The organism is Pannonibacter carbonis (genome assembly GCF_003012935.1).
GTDB lineage: Bacteria > Pseudomonadota > Alphaproteobacteria > Rhizobiales > Stappiaceae > Pannonibacter > Pannonibacter carbonis.
Genome location: NZ_PUDR01000020.1, coordinates 15,744 through 33,994 on the forward strand (window position 1 = coordinate 15,744; position 18,251 = coordinate 33,994).

Sequence of the window (18,251 nt, forward strand, 5' to 3'; positions counted from 1 at the left end):
TTTCGCCCTGCCCGCTCGAACGGCGCAGGCGACGTCTTGCTGCGGATACGGATCACGGATCACGGATCACGGATCACGGATCACGGATCACGGATCACGGATCACGGTATCAGACCTTCGTGACGCGCAATATCTGTCAATGAGCGGCACCGCGTTCTTACGGAAGAGATCGTCCGTCTGCTGCAGAATTGCCTGAACTTTCACAATTGCGAAACATCAAATCTAATGATTTTTGTTATCTCGGTTGATAAATATCAACGTCGGTGCACGTCATGTCAGCCTATGTCAGGCCATGAACACGCGCTCCATCAGACCCGGCCTCAACGCCCTGCTTGCTTGCCTGCTGGCAATTGCAGCAGCGCTGACGGGTTTTGGCATGGGGGCAAAAGCTCGCGGCACACAACCTGCCCACACGGCCAGCGTTATCGAATTCGTTATCTGCAGCAGTGATGGCCAGCGCATTGTCAGGATAGATGCATCGGGGCAGGCCGTGTCTGGCGACACGGACCCGGACAGCTCGATGCCATGCTGCACGGATCTGTGCCTTGACTGCGCCATGTGCTCGCCGATGGCTGGCAATACCGCAAATGCCGTTCTCCTCCCCCGCCCCGCACCCAGCCAAGCTGCGTCCGTCTGGAATGCCGTTCGTGCACCGGACGGAGTGGCAACGCGCGCGTCGCAGCGCGCTCCGCCAAGGATCGGATCATGACCCGCCCTCGCATTTCCCCGTCTGCCGCGACCAAAAGTTCCCTTTGCCTCCAGCTTCTCACCGGACTGCTGCTCGCCCTGTTCGCCTTCCTGCTTCCCTTAGGACAGGTTCTGGCCCAGCAGGGCAAGGATGGCTCGCATCTCTCCCGCTTCCTGCTCCAGGTATCGCCTGCAACCCTTGTCGAGGGGGCAGATGCCTATGGACCTATCCGCACCGACATCCCGGTCGCACCTGTCTTGAGCGGCGGTGAAACCGTCGGCTACGCTTATGTCACCTCGGACTTCGTCGGCACGACCGGCTACTCGGGCAAGCCCATCCATGTGATGGTCGCCATCGGCACCGACGCGGTGCTGAAGGGCGTCAAACTTCTCAAACACTCCGAACCGATCGTCCTGATCGGCATCCCGGAAGCCAAGATGGTTGATCTCATCGACGGCTACCGTGGGCTGGACATTGCCCGGGAGGCCGCTGCCGGTGGGTCTGATCACGATCTGAAGATCATTTCGGGCGCAACCGTGACGGTGATGATCATCGACGACTCTGTCGTCCGGTCGAGCATCAAGGTCGCGCGGTCGCTTGGTCTTGGCGGGCTTCAGAGCACGCTGCCAGGCACCGGCCCCACATTCGAGATCAATCACGAGGCACTTGCTGCCGACGACTGGCTGACCCAGGTTGGCGATGGCACCGTGCGCCGCCTTTCGCTGGACATCGGCCAGGTCAATGACGCCTTCGCCGCCCTCCCCGACCAGCGCGCTGCCGAACGGCCGGAGGAAGGCTCCGCCGAAGACAGCTTCATCGACCTCTACGCCAGTCTCGTCAGCATCCCCGGCATTGGCGGCAAGCTGCTGGAACCGGGCGACAAGGCCAATGTCGACGGCTGGCTGAAGCCGGGCGATCATGCCCTGCTGCTCGCCGGGCGGGGCCGTTACTCCTACAAGGGCTCTGGCTATGTCCGTGGCGGTATCTTCGACCGGGTCCAGCTGATCCAGGGCGATATCTCGGTGCGCTTCAAGGACCGCGACAACAAGCGCCTCGGCCCCCTCGCATCGGAAGGTGCGCCGGATTTCAGCGAGCGCGATGTCTTCCGCATCCCGGCTGGGTCCGGCTTCAATCCGGCCGAACCGTTCCGGATCCAGCTCCTCGTCCAGCGCAACGTTGGCCCGATCGAGAAGCTGTTCACGACCTTCGACCTTGGCTGGCAGCCCCCTGCCGCCTTTGTGACGACGGTGGCACCGGTGGTGCAACCGGTCGCCATCGCCGCTCCTTCGGATGCAAGTTCAGCCACTGACGATGAGACCGCCGCCAAGACGCAGCTGTGGCAGAGGATCTGGCGCGACAAGACGCTGGAGATCGCGGGCGTGACCATCATGCTGGCCGTGCTGACCTTCGCTTTCTTCTTCCAGACCTACCTGACCCGTTCGGCCCGCTTGACCCACTGGTTCCGCATGGGGTTCCTGACGGTGACGCTGGTGTTCCTCGGCTGGTACGCCAACGCCCAGCTGTCGGTGGTCAACCTCTTCGCGCTGGCGGCGTCGGTCAAGAGCGGCTTCACCTGGGACGCATTCCTGCTCGACCCGCTGACCTTCATCCTGTGGTTCTCAGTGGCGGCCGCGCTGATCTTCTGGGGACGTGGCGCCTACTGCGGCTGGCTCTGCCCCTTTGGTGCCCTGCAGGAGCTGACCAACAGGATCGCCCGCGTGTTCCGCGTGCCGCAGATCACCCTGCCCTGGGGCCTGCACGAACGGCTGTGGGCGCTGAAGTACATCATCTTCCTCGGCCTTTTCGGTGTCTCTCTGGCCTCGATGGACCAGGCCGAACATCTGGCCGAAGTCGAACCGTTCAAGACCGCAATCGTCCTGAAGTTCGCCCGTGCCTGGCCGTTCCTGCTCTATGTCGGAACGCTCCTCACCATCGGGCTCTTCGTCGAGCGCTTCTACTGCCGCTATCTCTGCCCGCTGGGCGCAGCCCTCGCCATTCCGGCCCGGATCCGGATGTTCGACTGGCTCAAGCGCTACCACGAGTGCGGCAACCCCTGTCAGACCTGCGCCAACACATGCCCGGTGCAGGCCATTCATCCGACTGGCGAAATCAACCCCAATGAATGCGTCAACTGCATGAATTGCCAGGTTCTCTACCAGTCCGAAACGAGATGTCCCGTCGTCATGCGCAAGCTGAAACGGCGGGCGGCGGCCGGAACGGGCGAACGCCCTGCGCCGACCGAGGGCCACAAGCCCGTAATCAACACACCAAGCCTGCAAAAAGGACAAGCACATGTCTGATACGAACGAACCGCGCGGCCTCACACGCCGCCAGATGATGGGCGCGACCGCCGCCGGCGGCGCTGCCCTTGGATCGGTGGCTGTTGGCGGCATCACCCTGACCGCTGGCACCACCGGCGCCCTCGTCGGCAGCACCAGCGAGACCCGGGCAGCCACAACTTCGTCCAACGCCTCCGGCCATGTCGCGCCGGGCGAACTCGACGAATATTACGGCTTCTGGTCCTCGGGCCAGACGGGCGAACTGCGCATTCTCGGCGTGCCGTCCATGCGTGAGCTGATCCGCGTGCCGGTGTTCAACCGCTGCTCGGCCACCGGCTGGGGCCAGACGAACGAGTCTCTCAAGGTCCTGACCGAGAACATGACCGAGAAGACGAAGAAGTTCCTCGCCGCCAACGGCAAGAAAATCCATGACAACGGCGACCTGCACCACGTGCACATGTCCTTCACTGAAGGAAAGTACGATGGCCGCTTCCTGTTCATGAACGACAAGGCCAACACCCGCGTGGCCCGCGTGCGCTGCGACGTGATGCGCTGCGACAAGATCATCGAGATCCCGAACGCCAAGGCAATCCATGGGATGCGTCCGCAAAAATGGCCCCGCACAAACTACATCTTCGCCAATGGTGAAGACGAAGGCCCGATGGTCAACGACGGCACGATCCTCGATGATCCGAGCCAGTACACGAACTTCTACACCGCCATCAATGCGGACGACATGACCATCGCCTGGCAGGTCATGGTCACAGGCAACCTCGACAACACCGATGCCGACTATGACGGCAAATATGCGTTCTCGACGTCCTATAACTCGGAGATGGGCACGAACCTCGCCGAGATGACCGCGACCGACCGGGACCATGTGGTGGTGTTCAACATCGCCGAAATCGAGAAGGGCATCGCTGCGGGCGACTTTATCGAGCTGAACGGCGTGAAGGTCGTGGATGGCCGCAAGGGCAAGAACAAGAAGTACACCCGCTACATCCCGATCCCGAACAATCCGCACGGCTGCAACATGGCCCCGGACAAGATCCACCTGTGCATCGGCGGCAAATTGTCTCCGACGGTCTCCGTGATCGACGTGCGCAAGCTGGATGCCCTGTTCGAGACCGATGCAGATCCGCGCTCGGCGGTCGTGGCAGAACCGGAGTTGGGTCTCGGGCCGCTTCACACCGCCTTCGACGGCAAGGGCAACGCCTATACGACGCTGTTCCTCGACAGCCAGGTGGTGTTCTGGAACATCGAAAAGGCTGTGCGCGCCTATGCGGGCGAGAAAGTCGATCCGATCATCTCCAAGACGGACGTGCACTACCAGCCGGGCCACAACTCCACCACGATGGGCGAAACCCTCGACGCCGACGGCAAGTACTTCATGTCGATGAACAAGTTCTCCAAGGACCGCTACATCAACGTGGGGCCGCTGAAGCCGGAGAATGAGCAGCTGTTTTCCATCGACGGCAACAAGCTGACCCTTCTGCATGACGGACCGACCTTTGCCGAACCGCATGACTCAATCGTTGTTCATCGCTCCGTGATGAACCCCGTGCATGTATGGGACCGCAATGACCCGTTCTGGGAGGACGCCCGCAAGCAGGCAGCCGCCGATGGCATCGAGCTCGACTATGCCGCCGATGTCATCCGCGACGGCAACAAGGTGCGCGTCTACATGCACTCGGTTGCCCCGTCCTTCAGCCTTGAGACCTTCACCGTCAAGGAAGGCGACGAGGTCACAGTCTATGTCACCAACATGGATGATATCGAGGACCTGACGCACGGCTTCTGCATGGGCGACCATGGCGTTGCCATGGAAGTTGCACCCCAGGCAACCGCCTCTGTGACTTTCATCGCCGCCAAGCCGGGGGTGTACTGGTACTACTGCCAGTGGTTCTGCCATGCGCTGCATATGGAAATGCGCGGCCGCATGTTCGTCGAGCCGAAGGAAGCCTGATATGCAGCGCGTCCCGGCACTCCTCCTGCTGGCGTTTTGTCTTGCTGCGGCAACGCCGGCAGCAGCAGCAACGCTGCAGGTTGCGCCCGTGCCGGGCGCGCTGGCAACAGCCATCGCCGGGGCCAGCCCCGGCGATGTTCTCGTGCTGCAGGCCGGTGACCATCCCGGCCCGATCACCCTTGCCTTCCCGCTCACTCTTGAAGGCCAGCCCGGCGCAAGGCTGACCGGCGGCGGCACAGGCAACACGGTGACCATCACCGGGCCTGGCGTGACCGTCAGGGGCCTTTTCATCAGTGGTTCTGGCGATGATGCGACCGAGATCAGCAGCGGCGTCTTTGTCAGTTCCACGGCCACCGCAGCCCGCATCGAGAACAATCATCTCAGCGCCAATCTGCATGGCATCACCCTGCACGGGGCGAAGGACAGTCTTGTCACCGGCAACCGGATCGAGGGCCGCCAGGGCGGACGGGTGAACGACCGCGGAAATGGCATCTATGTGTGGAATGCCCCCGGCACGGTGGTGGAAGGCAACGACATCCGCTGGGGCCGGGACGGCATCTTCGCCAACGCCTCCAAGCGCAACGTGTTTCACAACAATCGCATGAGCGACCTGCGTTTCGCCGTTCACTACATGTACACCAACGACAGCGAGATCTCCGGCAATGTGTCGATCGGCAACACGCTCGGCTTCGCGCTGATGTTTTCCAACAAGATCAAGGTAACCGGCAACATGTCACTGGGCGACCGGCGGCATGGGCTGATGCTCAATTACGCCAACAACGCCGTCGTGACCGGAAATCTTGTGAGGGGCGGCCTGACCGAGAAATGCACCTTCATCTACAATGCGCACAAGAACCTGATTTCCGGCAATCGCTTTGAGGGCTGCCAGATTGGCGTACATTTCACCGCCGGATCCGAGCGCAACAACATTTCCGGCAATGCCTTCGTCGCCAACCAGAACCAGGTCAAATATGTCGGCACCCGCCATGTCGAATGGAGCGACGGCGGGCGCGGCAACTATTGGTCGGACCACGCCGCCTTTGACCTGAACGGCGATGGCATCGCCGACAGCCCGTTCCGGCCCAACGACCTGATGGACCACATCCTGTGGTCCCAGCCTGCCGCCAAGCTGCTGCTGGGCTCGCCCGCCGTGCAGCTGGTGCGCTGGAGCCAGGAATCCTTCCCCGCCATCCTGCCAGGCGGCGTTACCGACAGCGCGCCCCTGACGCGCGCCCTTTCCATTTCCGTTTCCCCTGAGCTGGCAGCGCTTGAGCAGCGCGCCCTCGCGGAGGCCCGCAACCGGACCGAGACCGATGAAGATCCTGATACTCTCACAACTCACTAAGCTGTTCGGACCGTTGCGGGCGCTCGACGCGGTCGACCTCGAGGTCGCTGCCGGGGAACGTGTGGCCTTGCTCGGTCATAACGGTGCCGGCAAGTCCACCCTGATGAAGATCGTGCTCGGGATTCTGGACGGAAACGGTGGAACGGTCCAGGTCGCCGGTCACCGCCCAGGCGAGCGCGTCGCCCGCGAGATGACGGCCTATCTCCCCGAGAACGTTGCCTTCCATCCGGCCCTGACCGGCCGCGAACAGATCCGCCTCTATTTGCGCCTGAAGGGTGAACCCGCTGCAAAGGCTGCGGAACTTCTGGAGCGGGTCGGCCTGACGGCTGCGATGGACAGGCGCATCGGCACCTACTCGAAAGGCATGCGCCAGCGCGTCGGGCTCGCCCAGGCGCTGATCGGACGGCCGAAGCTGATGGTGCTGGACGAACCGACCAGCGGGCTCGATCCGGTGTCCCGGCATGACTTCTACACCGTGCTCGATGACCTTGCCCGCGAAGGCACCGCCATCCTTCACTCCTCGCACGCCCTGACCGAGGTCGAGGCCCGCACCGACCGGATCGCCATCCTGTCGCGTGGACGGCTGGTGGCCAACGACACGCTGGCCGCCCTGCGCCAGGCGGCACAACTGCCGATCCAGATCCATCTTGTCGCCCGGCACGGCGAAGCGGATGCGGTGGCAGCGCAGCTCGGCGGAACCCGGAGGAACGGAAGCCGGGTGGAGCTGACCTGCCAGCCTGCAGCCAAGCTTGCAAGTCTCAGCGCCATAACCGGGCTCGGCAGCGCGATCGAGGATGTCGACGTGATCCCGCCGAGCCTTGAGGCCCTTTACACCTTCTACAGCCAGGGGAGCGCGCAATGAGCCGCCTTCTCGCCGCTGCGGCGGCTGAATTCCGCATTGCCCTGCGCAACCGCTGGGTTGCCATCGCCATCACCATGATGGTGCTTTTCGCAGCGGTCCTGTCAGCTGCCGGTACCGCACCGACTGGGGACCTCGGCGTTGATCGCCTCACGATCACCGTCGCCAGCCTCACCTCGCTCGGGGTCTATCTGGTGCCGCTGATCGCGCTGCTGATGTCCTTTGATGCCATTGCCGGCGAACAGGAGCGCGGCACGCTGGCGCTGGTGCTGACCTATCCGGTGCAGCGCTGGCAGCTCGTGGCGGCCAAGTTCCTTGCCCACCTCGCCATCCTGGCGCTGGCGGTTGTTTGCGGCTACGGCGTTGCCACCATCGCAGCCTTTGCCGTTGATCCACGCTCCCTCGCCGGCCTTGCCGCCCTGTTTCGCCTCACATGGACGTCGTTGCTGCTGGGGGCAGCCTTCCTCGGCCTTGGCTATACCGTCTCAGCCTTGTCCCGGCGCTCAGGCACCGCTGCAGCTCTGGTGATTGCCTTGTGGCTGGTGATGATCGTGCTGTTCGATCTGGCGCTGCTGGCCGGCGTCGTTGCAGACAATGGCGGCGTATTCACCACCAGGATTTTCCCGCTGGCGCTGCTGGCCAATCCGGCCGACGCCTTCCGCCTGTTCAACCTCGCTGCATCGGAGGCAACGTCTGCTGCGGCAGGGATCGGCGGGGCTGCCAATGCCATTCCCCCGCTGCAGGCACTGCTGTCGCTCACGCTGTGGGCCATTGCAGCCTTCCTCGCGGCCATCGCCGCCTTCCGGAGGGTACAGTCATGATTGCGCGTATCAGATGGCCACTTGTTGCCCTGCTGCCGCTGGCCCTGCTCTTATCCGCCTGCCAGCCGGAGGCCGCCAAGGACCTCCCCCCGCCCGTGGCGATGACCGAAACGGCTCTGGGGCACTACTGCCAGATGAACCTGCTGGAACACCCTGGCCCAAAGGCCCAGGTCCATCTTGAGGGCATGGACGGCCGCCCCCTGTTCTTCAGCCAGGTGCGCGATGCCATCGCATACCAGCGCCTGCCCGAGCAGAGCCACGGCATCCGCGCGGTCTATGTCAGCGACATGGCCAAGGCCCCAAGCTGGGACAATCCGGGCGCCGAAAACTGGATCGCAGCCGAGACTGCCATCTATGTCGTCGGCGCAAAGCTTGCCGGCGGCATGGGGGCGCCGGAGCTTGTACCCTTTTCCAGCCGGGAGAGCGCTGCCGCTTTCGCCGAGAAACATGGTGGCAGCGTGATCGATCTGGCCGCCATCCCGGACGCTGATGTCCTTGCCCCTGTCGAATTTGCAACCGATGCGGACGGCAATTTCCTGCCGCCCGAAAACGCCAAACAACATTGAGGGAGGCGACCATGCCGCATCTCACCCGTCGCCGTTTCCTGACGATTTCCGCCGCCGCCGGCCTGTGCGGGCTCGCAACCTCCCTGCCCGGATCAGTCGCCGCAGCAGCGGACAGCCTGACCACATGGCGCGGCACCGCGCTGGGAGCTGAAACGCGGATTACCTTCGCCCATCCACAGGGCGACCGCCTGATGCGCAGCGTCCGCGCGGAACTGGAACGGCTGGAGGCGATCTTCAGCCTGTACCGCACCGACAGCGCCCTCGCCCGCCTCAACCGCGATGGCCAGCTCTCCGCCCCGCCGCAGGAACTGGTCGACTGCCTCGGCATTGCTGGCGCCATCCACAGGGCAACGGAAGGCGCCTTCGACCTGACCATCCAGCCACTTTGGGCCACCTATGCCGCCGCCCATGCCAGCGGACGCAAGCCTTCGGATGATGACATCGCCACAGCGCTACAGCGTGTGGGATGGTCTGGCGTCGATATCGACACACAGGTCATCCGGCTCAACAGGTCCGGCGCGGCCTTGACGCTGAATGGCATTGCACAAGGCTATATCGCCGACCGGATCGCGGCGCTGCTGCAGTCAGAAGGCCTCACGGAGGTGATGATCAACACCGGTGAGCTGCGCGCGCTCGGTGGCCAGCCCGGCGGGCGTGACTGGGACGTGACGCTGGCGGGCAACCGGGGCAGCACGCGCCTGCGCGATCTCGCACTCGCCACATCCGCCCCGCTCGGCACCGCCTTTGATCAGGGCGGCACAACCGGCCATATCCTCGATCCGCGCACCGGGCGCCCGGCGGCGGCGGGTTGGACACAGGTAAGCGTGACAGCGCCGTCTGCCGCCGTCGCCGATGGCCTGTCGACCGCCTTCTGCCTGATGTCCCGCACTGCCATAGAAACGGCACTCACATGGGTCACAGGCGCACGGATTGTTGATCTGGCCTGATGCCTGGGTGTCAACCCGGATCAGGCTGGCACCCTTGCGGGTCTGGCGCAGGTTTCGGACTTGGCCTCAACGACCCATCCGACAACTGCTGCCACGTCGCACGGCAAGCGGATGGCTTCGTCTGCCGCAAAAGCCTGCAGCCCGGGCAGATTGAGCCCGTTGACGCCAACGACCACGGGAATGCCGTCACCAAGACTGCTGGCAATGAGATCGCGGAACCCGCGACCTTCCGCCTCCTGCTTGCCGAACTTGTTGAGCAGGAACGCATCAGCCGGCTGGTCCGCACGGGCGTTCACGGCCATGACGGCATCCTCAAGCGCAGAGGGATCCAGCCGGCAACCGCGCGACTGGCGACCGAGCTGTTGCGAAATGCAGAGCCTCGGCCCGTCAGGCAACACCAGCAGCTCGGTTTCGCATGGATGCCCCGTATCGGGAGCGGCCGGTGGCAGCGCGACCGTGCCGGCAAGGCGCAGCCCACGCGCCTGCAGCGCTTCGGCCACCGCCAGCAACACCGGATCGGCAGCGCCGGTTTCCTCGGCAAGGAGATAGGCAAACGGTATAGGCATCTGCATGTCCTCAAACCCTGGCAACCGGGACCGCTGACTGCGGCCGGGCGATGGAACAGTTCAGGTTGCGCAATAGACCATCCTTGAGACCGTAGATGAGGCCATGGATGGCGATGTCCTCGCCCCTGCCCCAGGCCCGCTGCAGGATCGGCGTTTCAGCGACCCTGCGGACGCCTTCTATGATATTGTATTCCGCCAGACGGTCGCGCCGGGCCTCAAGATCGCAAGCCCCTGCCAGATCCAGCGCATGCTGACGCTCCAGCCGGCGGATCGGCTCCAGCCAGTGATCGGCAAGTCCATGCGGCAGGTCCTCTGTCGCCGCCCTGACCCCGCCGCAGCCATAGTGGCCGCAGATGATGATCTGGCGGATCGACAGCGCCTCGACGGCAAACTCCAGCGTCGCAAGCAGGTTCATGTCCGATGAATGCACCACATTGGCCACATTGCGGTGGACGAACACCTCTCCCGGATCAAGACCGGCCACCACATTGGCGGGCACCCGGCTGTCGGAACAGCCGATCCAGAAGAACTCCGGCGCCTGATGGCCGGCCAGTCTTGCAAAATAGCCCGGTTCCGCCTCGCGACGCTGATCCGACCAGGTCCGGTTGCGCTCCATCAGCGCCTCGAGCGGCGTCGATCCGGGGACGCTTGTCCCGGCGCAACAGGAACACCCGGCCGCATGACGCGAAAGACCTGACGGGGGCGTTACCTGACCCATCACACGCCCTCCATGTCGATGCCCTCGATCCGCGCTGCAGCTACCAGACCGGCAACAAAGGCGCGCGAGGCTCTCGCCCAGGCTGCCCGTTCCAGCGCCTCGCCGATGCTGGCCTTGACGCTGTCAAACGGCAGCACCTGGCCAGGCGCATGCGCGTGGACCTTGATGATGTGAAACCCGAAGCGGGTGCGAACCGGCGACGCCGTCATCGCGCCCTCGCCCAGACGCTCCAGCGCCGCCTCGAACTCCGGCACCATCTGCCCGCTCACGATCTGTCCAAGCGCGCCGCCCGCGTCTTTCGAGCCGCAGTCGCTCTCTGCCCGCGCCAGCTCGGCAAAGGCAGAGGGATCACGCTCGAGCAGCCCGAGGATCCGGTTGGCCCGGTCCTCCGCCTTGGCCATGGCCGGCAGATCGGCAGGGTTGGCCGCGCACAGGATATGAGCGGCATCCCAGAGCGAGGGCGAACGGTAACGGCCCGGATGAGCCTGCCACTCCGCCTGCACCATTTCTGGCGATGGCGGCGTCACGATGAGGGCTTCATCGAGAAGGTCGCGGATCAGCGCCTCTTCCGCCGTTTCCAGCCGGACATCGTCCAGCCGTTCGGGCGTTGCGGTCAGGCCGCGGCGTTCCGCCTCCGCCAGCAGCAGCTGGCGGATGACAAGGGCACGGGCTGCGGCGCGCCAGGCGTCGCCCGGACGGCCGGCCGTCGCGGGATGGTTCTGCGCCTCGGCGGCAATACGGCTTGCCGGAATTTCGGCTCCGTCAACGAAGATGTGGGAAGCGGCAACACCGGACATCGGTCACTCTCCTGCCATCTGTGACGGCCGGCGGCGCGAGCGCACCACCTGATAGCCCGGACGCCAAAGGTAGCGCACAGGAGCAGACAGCATGTGGACGAGACGGGTGAAGGGAAAGACGAGGAAGATCGTCAGGCCCAGCACCAGATGCAGCTTGAACAGCCAGCTCACATCCGTGATCTGCGCCGCTGCGTCCGCCTGGAAGGTGAAGATACCTTGTGCCCAGGACATGAACTTCGTCATCTCGTGACCGTCGAGATGCTGCAACGAGACCAAGATCGTACCAAGCCCGAGCACAAGCTGGGCCATCAACAGGAACAGGATGCCCGTGTCGGCAAAGCTGGACGTCGCCCGCACGCGCGGATCCATCAGCCGCCGGTGCAGCAGCATCAGACCACCGACGAGCGCGAAAATGCCGGCAATGCCACCAGCAACAATCGCCAGGACCTGCTTTGCGCCATGGCTGATACCGAGCGCATCAAAGATCCAGATCGGGGTCAGCAGGCCGAACAGATGACCAAAGAAAATGACCAGAATGCCGACATGAAACAGCACCGAGCCGATCATCAGCTGCTTGCGCCTGAGCAACTGGCTGGACGAGCTTTTCCAGGTGAAGGGGTCGCGCTCATAGCGGGCGATAGACCCGATCACCAGCACAGACAGGGCAATGTAGGGATAGATGCCGAAGAAGAAATTGTGCATGTGAACCTCCATCAGCCAGCAACAGATGCTGCGGCGGGCCGGGCCGGTTGATCCATTCGGGTGAGCATGTCGCGAACCTGCGGGCAGCCGGCGTTCGGATCCGGGCCGAAAGTGACCTGCGATTCCTCCCAGACCGCATCGAGGGCGGCGAGGTCCTGCGGGTCATCCTCCGGTTCGGCCAGAAGCGCCTCGACGGTTTCCTTTGCGGCAACCTTACCGGCCAGTTGCCCCAGAGCGACAAAGGCAGCCGCATAGGGGCTTTCCCGCCCGGCCAGACGGCGCTCAAGCACCGTCAGGATGTGGGCGGCATCGGCGAGGATCGCCTTTGCCTCTTCGGCAGGCCGCGTTGCCAGGAACTCCAGCAGCACCGGCAGATGGTCGGGCAACTCGCCGGTGACGGGCTCAAAGCCCGCCTCCCGGTAAGTCTCCACCAGGTCGACCATCGCGCTGCCCCGGTCACGCCTTTCGCCATGCACATGCTCGAACAGGTTGAGCGACAGGGTCCGGCTGCGGTCGAACAACCCGACATAGGTCTCCTGCAGATCATAGATATCGCCTGCGGCGAGCCCTTCGCCCAGGCTGGCAAGCCCGCGCCGCGCGAGCGCCGTCAGGCGGCTGTCGGCGACCAGAACCGCTGTGATCTCCGGCATCGCCGCCTGGAGTTCACGCGAGGGATAGCTGAGCAGAAGCGAGAAGGCTTTCAGGGACCGGTCCATCACTGCACCTCCTCCGGCATCCGCAAGGGCCGCTTGGAGGCGCCAAAGAGCGAGGTCTTGGAGATGCCGGTGGAGCAGCCATTGCCATCGGTAAAGCCGCAGCCACCCTTCAGGTCATAGGCCTCCTCCACCTGTTCGCGGTGCGTGGTGGGAATGACGAAACGGTCCTCGTAGTCGGCAATCGCCATGATCTTGTACATGTCCTCGATCATGGCCGACGACAGCCCCACCTTCGCGGCAATGCCCTCGTCGATCACGCCGTCGATGGTCTTCGCGCGCATGTAGGCACGCATGGCCAGCATGCGTTCCAGGGCCAGCACCACCGGGGCCTCGTCGCCTGCTGTCAGCATGTTGGCGAGGTAGCGAACCGGAATGCGCAGGGAGCGGACATCCGGCATCTCGCCGTCCGTACCGATCTTGCCGGCCTTGGCTGCGTTCTGGATCGGCGACAGCGGCGGGATGTACCAGACCATCGGCAGGGTGCGGTATTCCGGGTGCAGCGGAAAGGCGACCTTCCAGTCCATCGCCATCTTCCACACCGGGCTTTCCTGCGCCGCCTTGATCCAGTCCTCCGGAATGCCGGCCTTGCGTGCCTCGGCAATCACCGCTGGATCATTAGGATCAAGGAAGACGCCGAGCTGGGCGTCATAGAGGTCCTTCTCGTGTTCGACCGAGGCCGCTTCCTCAATCTTGTCAGCATCATAGAGCATGACGCCAATGTAGCGGATGCGGCCGACGCAGGTTTCCGAACAGATGGTCGGATTGCCGCTTTCGATGCGTGGATAGCAGAGGGTGCATTTCTCCGACTTGCCGGTCGACCAGTTGTAATAAACCTTCTTGTACGGACAGCCGGACACGCACATGCGCCAGCCACGGCACTTCTCCTGGTCGATCAGGACGATGCCATCCTCCTCGCGCTTGTAGATCGCGCCGGACGGACAGGACGCCGCACAGGCCGGATTGAGGCAGTGCTCGCACAGGCGTGGCAGATACATCATGAAGGTGTTTTCGTACTGGCCGTAGATCTCCTTCTGCACGCCTTCAAAATTGTAGTCTTGACTGCGCTTGGAGAATTCACCTCCCAGGATTTCCTCCCAGTTCGGCCCCTTCACGATCTTCTCCATCCGCTCGCCAGTGATCTTGGAGCGCGGCCGGGCCGTCGGGAAAGCATTCATCTCCGGCGCCGACTTCAGATGGTCGTAGTCGAAGTCGAACGGCTCGTAATAGTCGTCGATCTCCGGCAGGTCCGGATTGGCAAAGAGGTTGGCAAGGATGCGCCACTTCGCCCCCTGCTTCGGCTGCAGCTTGCCGGAGCGGGTCCGGGTCCAGCCGCCGTTCCAGCGCTTCTGGTTTTCCCAGTCGGTCGGATAGCCGGTGCCTGGCTTGGTCTCGACGTTGTTGAACCAGGCGTATTCGACGCCGTCGCGGGTGGTCCAGACGTTCTTGCAAGTGACGGAGCAGGTGTGGCAGCCGATACATTTGTCGAGGTTCAGCACCATGCCGATTTGCGCACGAATCTTCATTCTGCTGCCTCCTTCTGGGCGGCGGTTGCGCTGGCGGGTTCGTCAAGCCAGTCGACCTTGTTCATCTTGCGAAGGATGACGAACTCGTCCCGGTTCGAGCCGACGGTGCCGTAGTAATTGAAGCCGTAGCTCTGCTGGGCGTAGCCGCCGATCATGTGGGTGGGTTTGAGCGTGGCGCGGGTCACGGAGTTATGGATGCCGCCGCGCAGGCCGGTCTTCTCCGAGCCCGGCGTGTTCACGATCTTTTCCTGGGCGTGGTACATGAAGAGCGTGCCGTCCTTCATGCGCTGGGAGACAACCGCGCGGGCCGTCAGCGCCCCGTTCGAGTTGTAGACCTCGACCCAGTCGTTATCGGCGACGCCGGCCTTCTGTGCATCGCGCTCCGACAGCCAGACCACCGGGCCACCGCGGTTCAGCGTCAGCATCAGGAGGTTGTCGGAATAAGTGGAGTGGATGCCCCACTTCTGATGCGGCGTGATGAAGTTCAGGACGATATGCGGACGTCCGTCGCGGGCGCTGTCATTCACGTCCGGAGTGATGGTCTTCAGGTCCACCGGCGGCCGGTACTGGCAGAAGCCTTCACCGAAGGCACGCATCCACAGGTGATCCTGATAGAGCTGCTGACGCCCGGTGAGCGTGCGCCAGGGGATCAGCTCATGGACGTTGGTGTAACCGGCGTTGTAGCAGACCTCCTCGCTTTCGATGCCCGACCAGGTCGGCGACGAGATGATCTTGCGCGGCTGGGCAGCGATGTCGCGGAAGCGGATCTTCTCGTCTTCCTTCTTGGCAGCCAGATGCGCATGTTCACGACCGGTGGCCTTGGACAGGGCGTTCCACGCCTTGACGGCCACCTCCCCGTTTGTTTCCGGCGCCAGCATCAGGATGACTTCGCAGGCGTCGATGGCGGTGTCGATGCGGGCAAGGCCCTTCGAGCTGCCGGCGCGGTGCTCGCCATTCAACGCCTTGAGGTGATGCACCTCGTGCTTGGTGTCCCAGTTGATGCCCTTGCCGCCATTGCCGACTTTGTCCATCAGAGGCCCAAGGGCGGTGAACCGGTCATAGATCGCGCCATAATCCCGCTCGACAGCGATATAGGCCGGTGCCGTCTTGCCCGGGATAAGGTCACATTCGCCCTTCTTCCAGTCCTTGACGTCGCCCTGGGCAAGCTCGGCGGCCGTGTCATGCAGCAGCGGCAGGGCCACCACATCGGTTTCCGTACCCAGAACCTCCGGCGCGACTTCCTGGAACTTCTTCGCGATGGACTTGAAGATTTCCCAGTCGGAACGGCTTTCATAGGCCGGATCCACCGCTGCCTGCAGCGGATGGATGAAGGGATGCATGTCGGACGTGTTGAGATCGTCCTTCTCGTACCAGGAGGCCGTGGGCAGAACGATGTCGGAATAGACGGCCGTCGTCGACATGCGGAAGTCGATGCAGACGAGCAGGTCCAGCTTGCCGCGCGGTGCCTCGCCGTGCCAGACGGCCTCGACCGGCTTGACGCCGCCCTCCTCGCCGAGGTCCTTGCCAAGCACGCCATGGTCAGTGCCCAGAAGGTGCTTGAGGAAATACTCATGCCCCTTGCCGCTGGAGCCCAGCAGGTTGGAACGCCAGATGAAGAGGTTGCGCGGCCAGTTTTCCGGCGCATCCGGATCCTCGCAGGACATCTGCAACGAGCCATCCTTCAGGCCGCGCGCCACATAGTCCCTGGCCTCCATGCCTTCGGCCTTGGCAGCCCGGCCGACATCCAGCGGGTTCTGCTTCAGTTGCGGGGCGGACGGAAGCCAGCCCATCCGCTCGGCGCGGATGTTGTAGTCAATCAGGCTGACGTTCCAGTCTCCGGCCGGAGCGGTCGGCGACAGGATCTCGGCGGCGGTCACAGTCTCGTAGCGCCACTGGTCGGTGTGCGCATACCAGGCGGAGGTAGAGTTCATGTGGCGCGGCGGGCGGGCCCAGTCGAGGGCAAAAGCAAGCGGGGCCCAGCCGGTCTGCGGCCGCAGCTTTTCCTGTCCCACGTAATGCGACCAGCCACCGCCGGACTGGCCAACGCATCCGCACATCACCAGCATGTTGATGATGCCCCGGTAATTCATGTCCATGTGGTACCAGTGGTTCAGACCGGCCCCGAGAATGACCATGGACTTGCCGCGTGTCTTTTCTGCATTGAGCGCGAATTCGCGGGCGACATGGACGATCTTGTCGCGCGGCACACCGGTGATCTTCTCGGCCCAGGCCGGCGTGTAAGGCACATCCTCGTCATAGGACATGCTGACCCAGTTTCCGCCAAGGCCACGGTCGAGGCTGTAGTTGGCGCAGAACAGGTCGAAGACCGTCGCCACCAGAGCCTCGCCGTCGGCCAGTTTCAACCGCTTGACCGGGATCGCCCGGGTCAGGACATCCGGATGCTGGCAAACCTCGAAAGGCCCGCTGGCCTTGCCGCCAAAATACGGGAAGTCGACGGAGACCACATCGTCCTGGTCCTCTTCCAGCACGAAGGACAGGCGAAGGTCCGTGTCTTCGCCCTTGGCCCGTTCCTCCAGGTTCCACACCCCGGTCTCGCCCCAGCGGAAGCCGATGGAGCCATTGGGCACAACCATCCGGCCGGACTTGCGGTCATAGGCAACCGTCTTCCAGTCCGGATTGTTAGTCTCGCCCAGCTTGCCGTCAAAGTCATCGGCACGCAGGAACCGGCCGGGGATCAGCCGCCCGTCCTTTTCCTCCAGACGCACCAGCATCGGCATGTCGGTGTATTTGCGAACGTAGTCCTCGAAATACTCGGCCTGCCGGTCGAGATGGAATTCGCGCAGGATGACATGGCCCATGGCCATGGCGAGGGCCGAGTCCGTTCCCTGCTTGGGCGCCAGCCAGACATCGCCGAACTTGGCCGCTTCCGAATAATCCGGGCAGATGACTGCGGACTTCGCACCACGATAGCGGGCTTCGGTGTAGAAATGGGCGTCCGGCGTGCGCGTCTGCGGCACGTTGGAGCCCCACAGCAGCAGATACCCGGCATTGTACCAGTCCGCCGATTCCGGAACGTCCGTCTGCTCGCCCCAGGTCATGGGGCTGGCCGGCGGCAGGTCGCAGTACCAATCGTAGAAGGACATGCAGGTGCCACCGATAAGGCTCAGATAGCGCGATCCGGCGGCATAGCTGACCATGGACATGGCCGGGATCGGCGAGAAGCCGAAGATCCGGTCCGGACCCCAGGTCTTTGCGGTATAGGCATTGGACGCGGCGATGATCTCCGTCGCTTCCTCCCAGGTGGCGCGCACGAAACCGCCCTTGCCGCGTGTCTTCACATAGGACGCGCGCAGCGCCGGGTCAGACTGCAGCTTGGCCCAGGCGGCGACCGGGGTGAGCGTCTTGCGCAATTCCCGCCAGGCGCGCATCAGGCGTCCGCGGATCAGCGGGTTCTTCACCCGGTTGGCCGAGTAGAGATACCAGCTGTAGGAGGCACCGCGGGCGCAGCCGCGCGGCTCGTGGTTGGGAAGATCCGGCCGCGTCCTTGGATAGTCCGTCTGCTGGGTTTCCCAGGTGACGATGCCGGACTTGACATAGATCTTCCACGAGCAGGAGCCCGTGCAGTTCACACCGTGGGTGGAGCGCACGATCTTGTCGTGGCGCCAGCGATTACGATAGGTCTCCTCCCAGTCGCGGTTCTCCCGCGTGGTCTGGCCGTGGCCGTTGGAGAATGTATCCAGCTGTTTTGACTGGAAGAAGTTCAATCGGTCGAGCAGATGGCTCATCTGGCTTTCCTT

General features: G+C 63.6%; 15 protein-coding genes. 8 read left to right on the forward strand and 7 right to left on the reverse strand.

Annotation, left to right across the window (positions count from 1 at the left end; translation table 11 throughout):
* Positions 1-376 precede the first annotated feature (376 nt).
* Genes C8348_RS22625 through C8348_RS20140 form a run of 8 tightly spaced genes read left to right on the forward strand, consistent with a single transcriptional unit; the run spans position 377 to position 9,471 of the window.
* Positions 377-709 (forward strand): hypothetical protein, encoded by a 333-nt coding sequence (locus tag C8348_RS22625; RefSeq protein ID WP_425270840.1) that lies wholly within the window; start codon positions 377-379, stop codon positions 707-709.
* Entirely contained in the window at positions 706-2,988 is a 2,283-nt protein-coding gene (locus C8348_RS20110) for a NosR/NirI family protein (RefSeq protein ID WP_106755095.1), read from the forward strand. The genes C8348_RS22625 and C8348_RS20110 overlap by 4 nt, the downstream gene beginning before the upstream one ends.
* Entirely contained in the window at positions 2,981-4,933 is a 1,953-nt protein-coding gene (nosZ, locus tag C8348_RS20115) for a TAT-dependent nitrous-oxide reductase (RefSeq protein WP_106755096.1), read from the forward strand. The genes C8348_RS20110 and nosZ overlap by 8 nt, the downstream gene beginning before the upstream one ends.
* Before the next feature lies 1 nt (position 4,934).
* Positions 4,935-6,278, forward strand: a complete 1,344-nt coding sequence (locus C8348_RS20120) for a nitrous oxide reductase family maturation protein NosD (protein WP_106755097.1) — start codon at positions 4,935-4,937, stop codon at positions 6,276-6,278.
* A complete protein-coding gene (locus C8348_RS20125) occupies positions 6,247-7,140 on the forward strand; it encodes an ABC transporter ATP-binding protein (RefSeq protein WP_198647167.1) in 894 nt (297 codons plus the stop codon). The genes C8348_RS20120 and C8348_RS20125 overlap by 32 nt, the downstream gene beginning before the upstream one ends.
* The gene (locus tag C8348_RS20130) at positions 7,137-7,958 is read left to right on the forward strand and encodes an ABC transporter permease (RefSeq protein ID WP_106755098.1); all 822 of its coding nucleotides are present in this window, start codon (positions 7,137-7,139) and stop codon (positions 7,956-7,958) included. Before C8348_RS20125 ends, C8348_RS20130 begins: the two co-directional genes overlap by 4 nt.
* On the forward strand, positions 7,955-8,524 hold the full coding sequence (locus C8348_RS20135) for a nitrous oxide reductase accessory protein NosL (RefSeq protein ID WP_106755099.1): 570 nt from the start codon (positions 7,955-7,957) through the stop codon (positions 8,522-8,524). Before C8348_RS20130 ends, C8348_RS20135 begins: the two co-directional genes overlap by 4 nt.
* Positions 8,525-8,535: 11 nt before the next feature.
* Entirely contained in the window at positions 8,536-9,471 is a 936-nt protein-coding gene (locus C8348_RS20140) for an FAD:protein FMN transferase (RefSeq protein WP_106755100.1), read from the forward strand.
* Positions 9,472-9,491: 20 nt separating this feature from the next.
* Here the strand turns inward: C8348_RS20140 and C8348_RS20145 are convergent, their stop codons facing one another.
* The 7 genes from C8348_RS20145 to C8348_RS20175 form a co-directional block, all read right to left on the reverse strand.
* Positions 9,492-10,037 (reverse strand): DUF2478 domain-containing protein, encoded by a 546-nt coding sequence (locus C8348_RS20145; RefSeq protein WP_106755101.1) that lies wholly within the window; start codon positions 10,035-10,037, stop codon positions 9,492-9,494.
* 10 nt (positions 10,038-10,047) lie between these two features.
* On the reverse strand, positions 10,048-10,653 hold the full coding sequence (locus C8348_RS20150; protein WP_198647169.1) for a carbonic anhydrase: 606 nt from the start codon (positions 10,651-10,653) through the stop codon (positions 10,048-10,050).
* Between the two features lie 101 nt (positions 10,654-10,754).
* Positions 10,755-11,552: a peptidylprolyl isomerase gene (locus C8348_RS20155; protein ID WP_106755103.1), complete on the reverse strand. Its 798-nt coding sequence runs from the start codon at positions 11,550-11,552 to the stop codon at positions 10,755-10,757.
* Positions 11,553-11,555: 3 nt separating this feature from the next.
* Positions 11,556-12,266 carry a respiratory nitrate reductase subunit gamma gene (gene narI, locus C8348_RS20160; RefSeq protein WP_208983836.1) on the reverse strand — a complete coding sequence of 237 codons (711 nt, stop codon included), beginning with the start codon at positions 12,264-12,266 and terminating at the stop codon, positions 11,556-11,558.
* Positions 12,266-12,970 (reverse strand): nitrate reductase molybdenum cofactor assembly chaperone, encoded by a 705-nt coding sequence (narJ, locus tag C8348_RS20165; RefSeq protein ID WP_106755105.1) that lies wholly within the window; start codon positions 12,968-12,970, stop codon positions 12,266-12,268. The genes narI and narJ overlap by 1 nt, the downstream gene beginning before the upstream one ends.
* Entirely contained in the window at positions 12,970-14,493 is a 1,524-nt protein-coding gene (gene narH, locus C8348_RS20170; RefSeq protein WP_106755106.1) for a nitrate reductase subunit beta, read from the reverse strand. The genes narJ and narH overlap by 1 nt, the downstream gene beginning before the upstream one ends.
* Positions 14,490-18,239 (reverse strand): nitrate reductase subunit alpha, encoded by a 3,750-nt coding sequence (locus tag C8348_RS20175; RefSeq protein ID WP_106755107.1) that lies wholly within the window; start codon positions 18,237-18,239, stop codon positions 14,490-14,492. The genes narH and C8348_RS20175 overlap by 4 nt, the downstream gene beginning before the upstream one ends.
* Positions 18,240-18,251: the final 12 nt, after the last annotated feature.

Bases quoted from the DNA above. Each gene is read 5' to 3' on its own strand.
- C8348_RS20135 (WP_106755099.1), top strand. From the start codon at position 7,955: ATGATTGCGCGTATCAGATGGCCACTTGTTGCCCTGCTGCCGCTGGCC.
- narH (WP_106755106.1), bottom strand. From the start codon at position 14,493: ATGAAGATTCGTGCGCAAATCGGCATGGTGCTGAACCTCGACAAATGT.
- C8348_RS20125 (WP_198647167.1), top strand. From the start codon at position 6,247: ATGAAGATCCTGATACTCTCACAACTCACTAAGCTGTTCGGACCGTTG.
- C8348_RS20140 (WP_106755100.1), top strand. From the start codon at position 8,536: ATGCCGCATCTCACCCGTCGCCGTTTCCTGACGATTTCCGCCGCCGCC.
- nosZ (WP_106755096.1), top strand. From the start codon at position 2,981: ATGTCTGATACGAACGAACCGCGCGGCCTCACACGCCGCCAGATGATG.
- C8348_RS20155 (WP_106755103.1), bottom strand. From the start codon at position 11,552: ATGTCCGGTGTTGCCGCTTCCCACATCTTCGTTGACGGAGCCGAAATT.
- C8348_RS20120 (WP_106755097.1), top strand. From the start codon at position 4,935: ATGCAGCGCGTCCCGGCACTCCTCCTGCTGGCGTTTTGTCTTGCTGCG.
- narJ (WP_106755105.1), bottom strand. From the start codon at position 12,970: ATGGACCGGTCCCTGAAAGCCTTCTCGCTTCTGCTCAGCTATCCCTCG.
- C8348_RS20130 (WP_106755098.1), top strand. From the start codon at position 7,137: ATGAGCCGCCTTCTCGCCGCTGCGGCGGCTGAATTCCGCATTGCCCTG.
- C8348_RS20150 (WP_198647169.1), bottom strand. From the start codon at position 10,653: ATGGAGCGCAACCGGACCTGGTCGGATCAGCGTCGCGAGGCGGAACCG.
- narI (WP_208983836.1), bottom strand. From the start codon at position 12,266: ATGGAGGTTCACATGCACAATTTCTTCTTCGGCATCTATCCCTACATT.
- C8348_RS22625 (WP_425270840.1), top strand. From the start codon at position 377: ATGGGGGCAAAAGCTCGCGGCACACAACCTGCCCACACGGCCAGCGTT.
- C8348_RS20145 (WP_106755101.1), bottom strand. From the start codon at position 10,037: ATGCCTATACCGTTTGCCTATCTCCTTGCCGAGGAAACCGGCGCTGCC.
- C8348_RS20110 (WP_106755095.1), top strand. From the start codon at position 706: ATGACCCGCCCTCGCATTTCCCCGTCTGCCGCGACCAAAAGTTCCCTT.
- C8348_RS20175 (WP_106755107.1), bottom strand. From the start codon at position 18,239: ATGAGCCATCTGCTCGACCGATTGAACTTCTTCCAGTCAAAACAGCTG.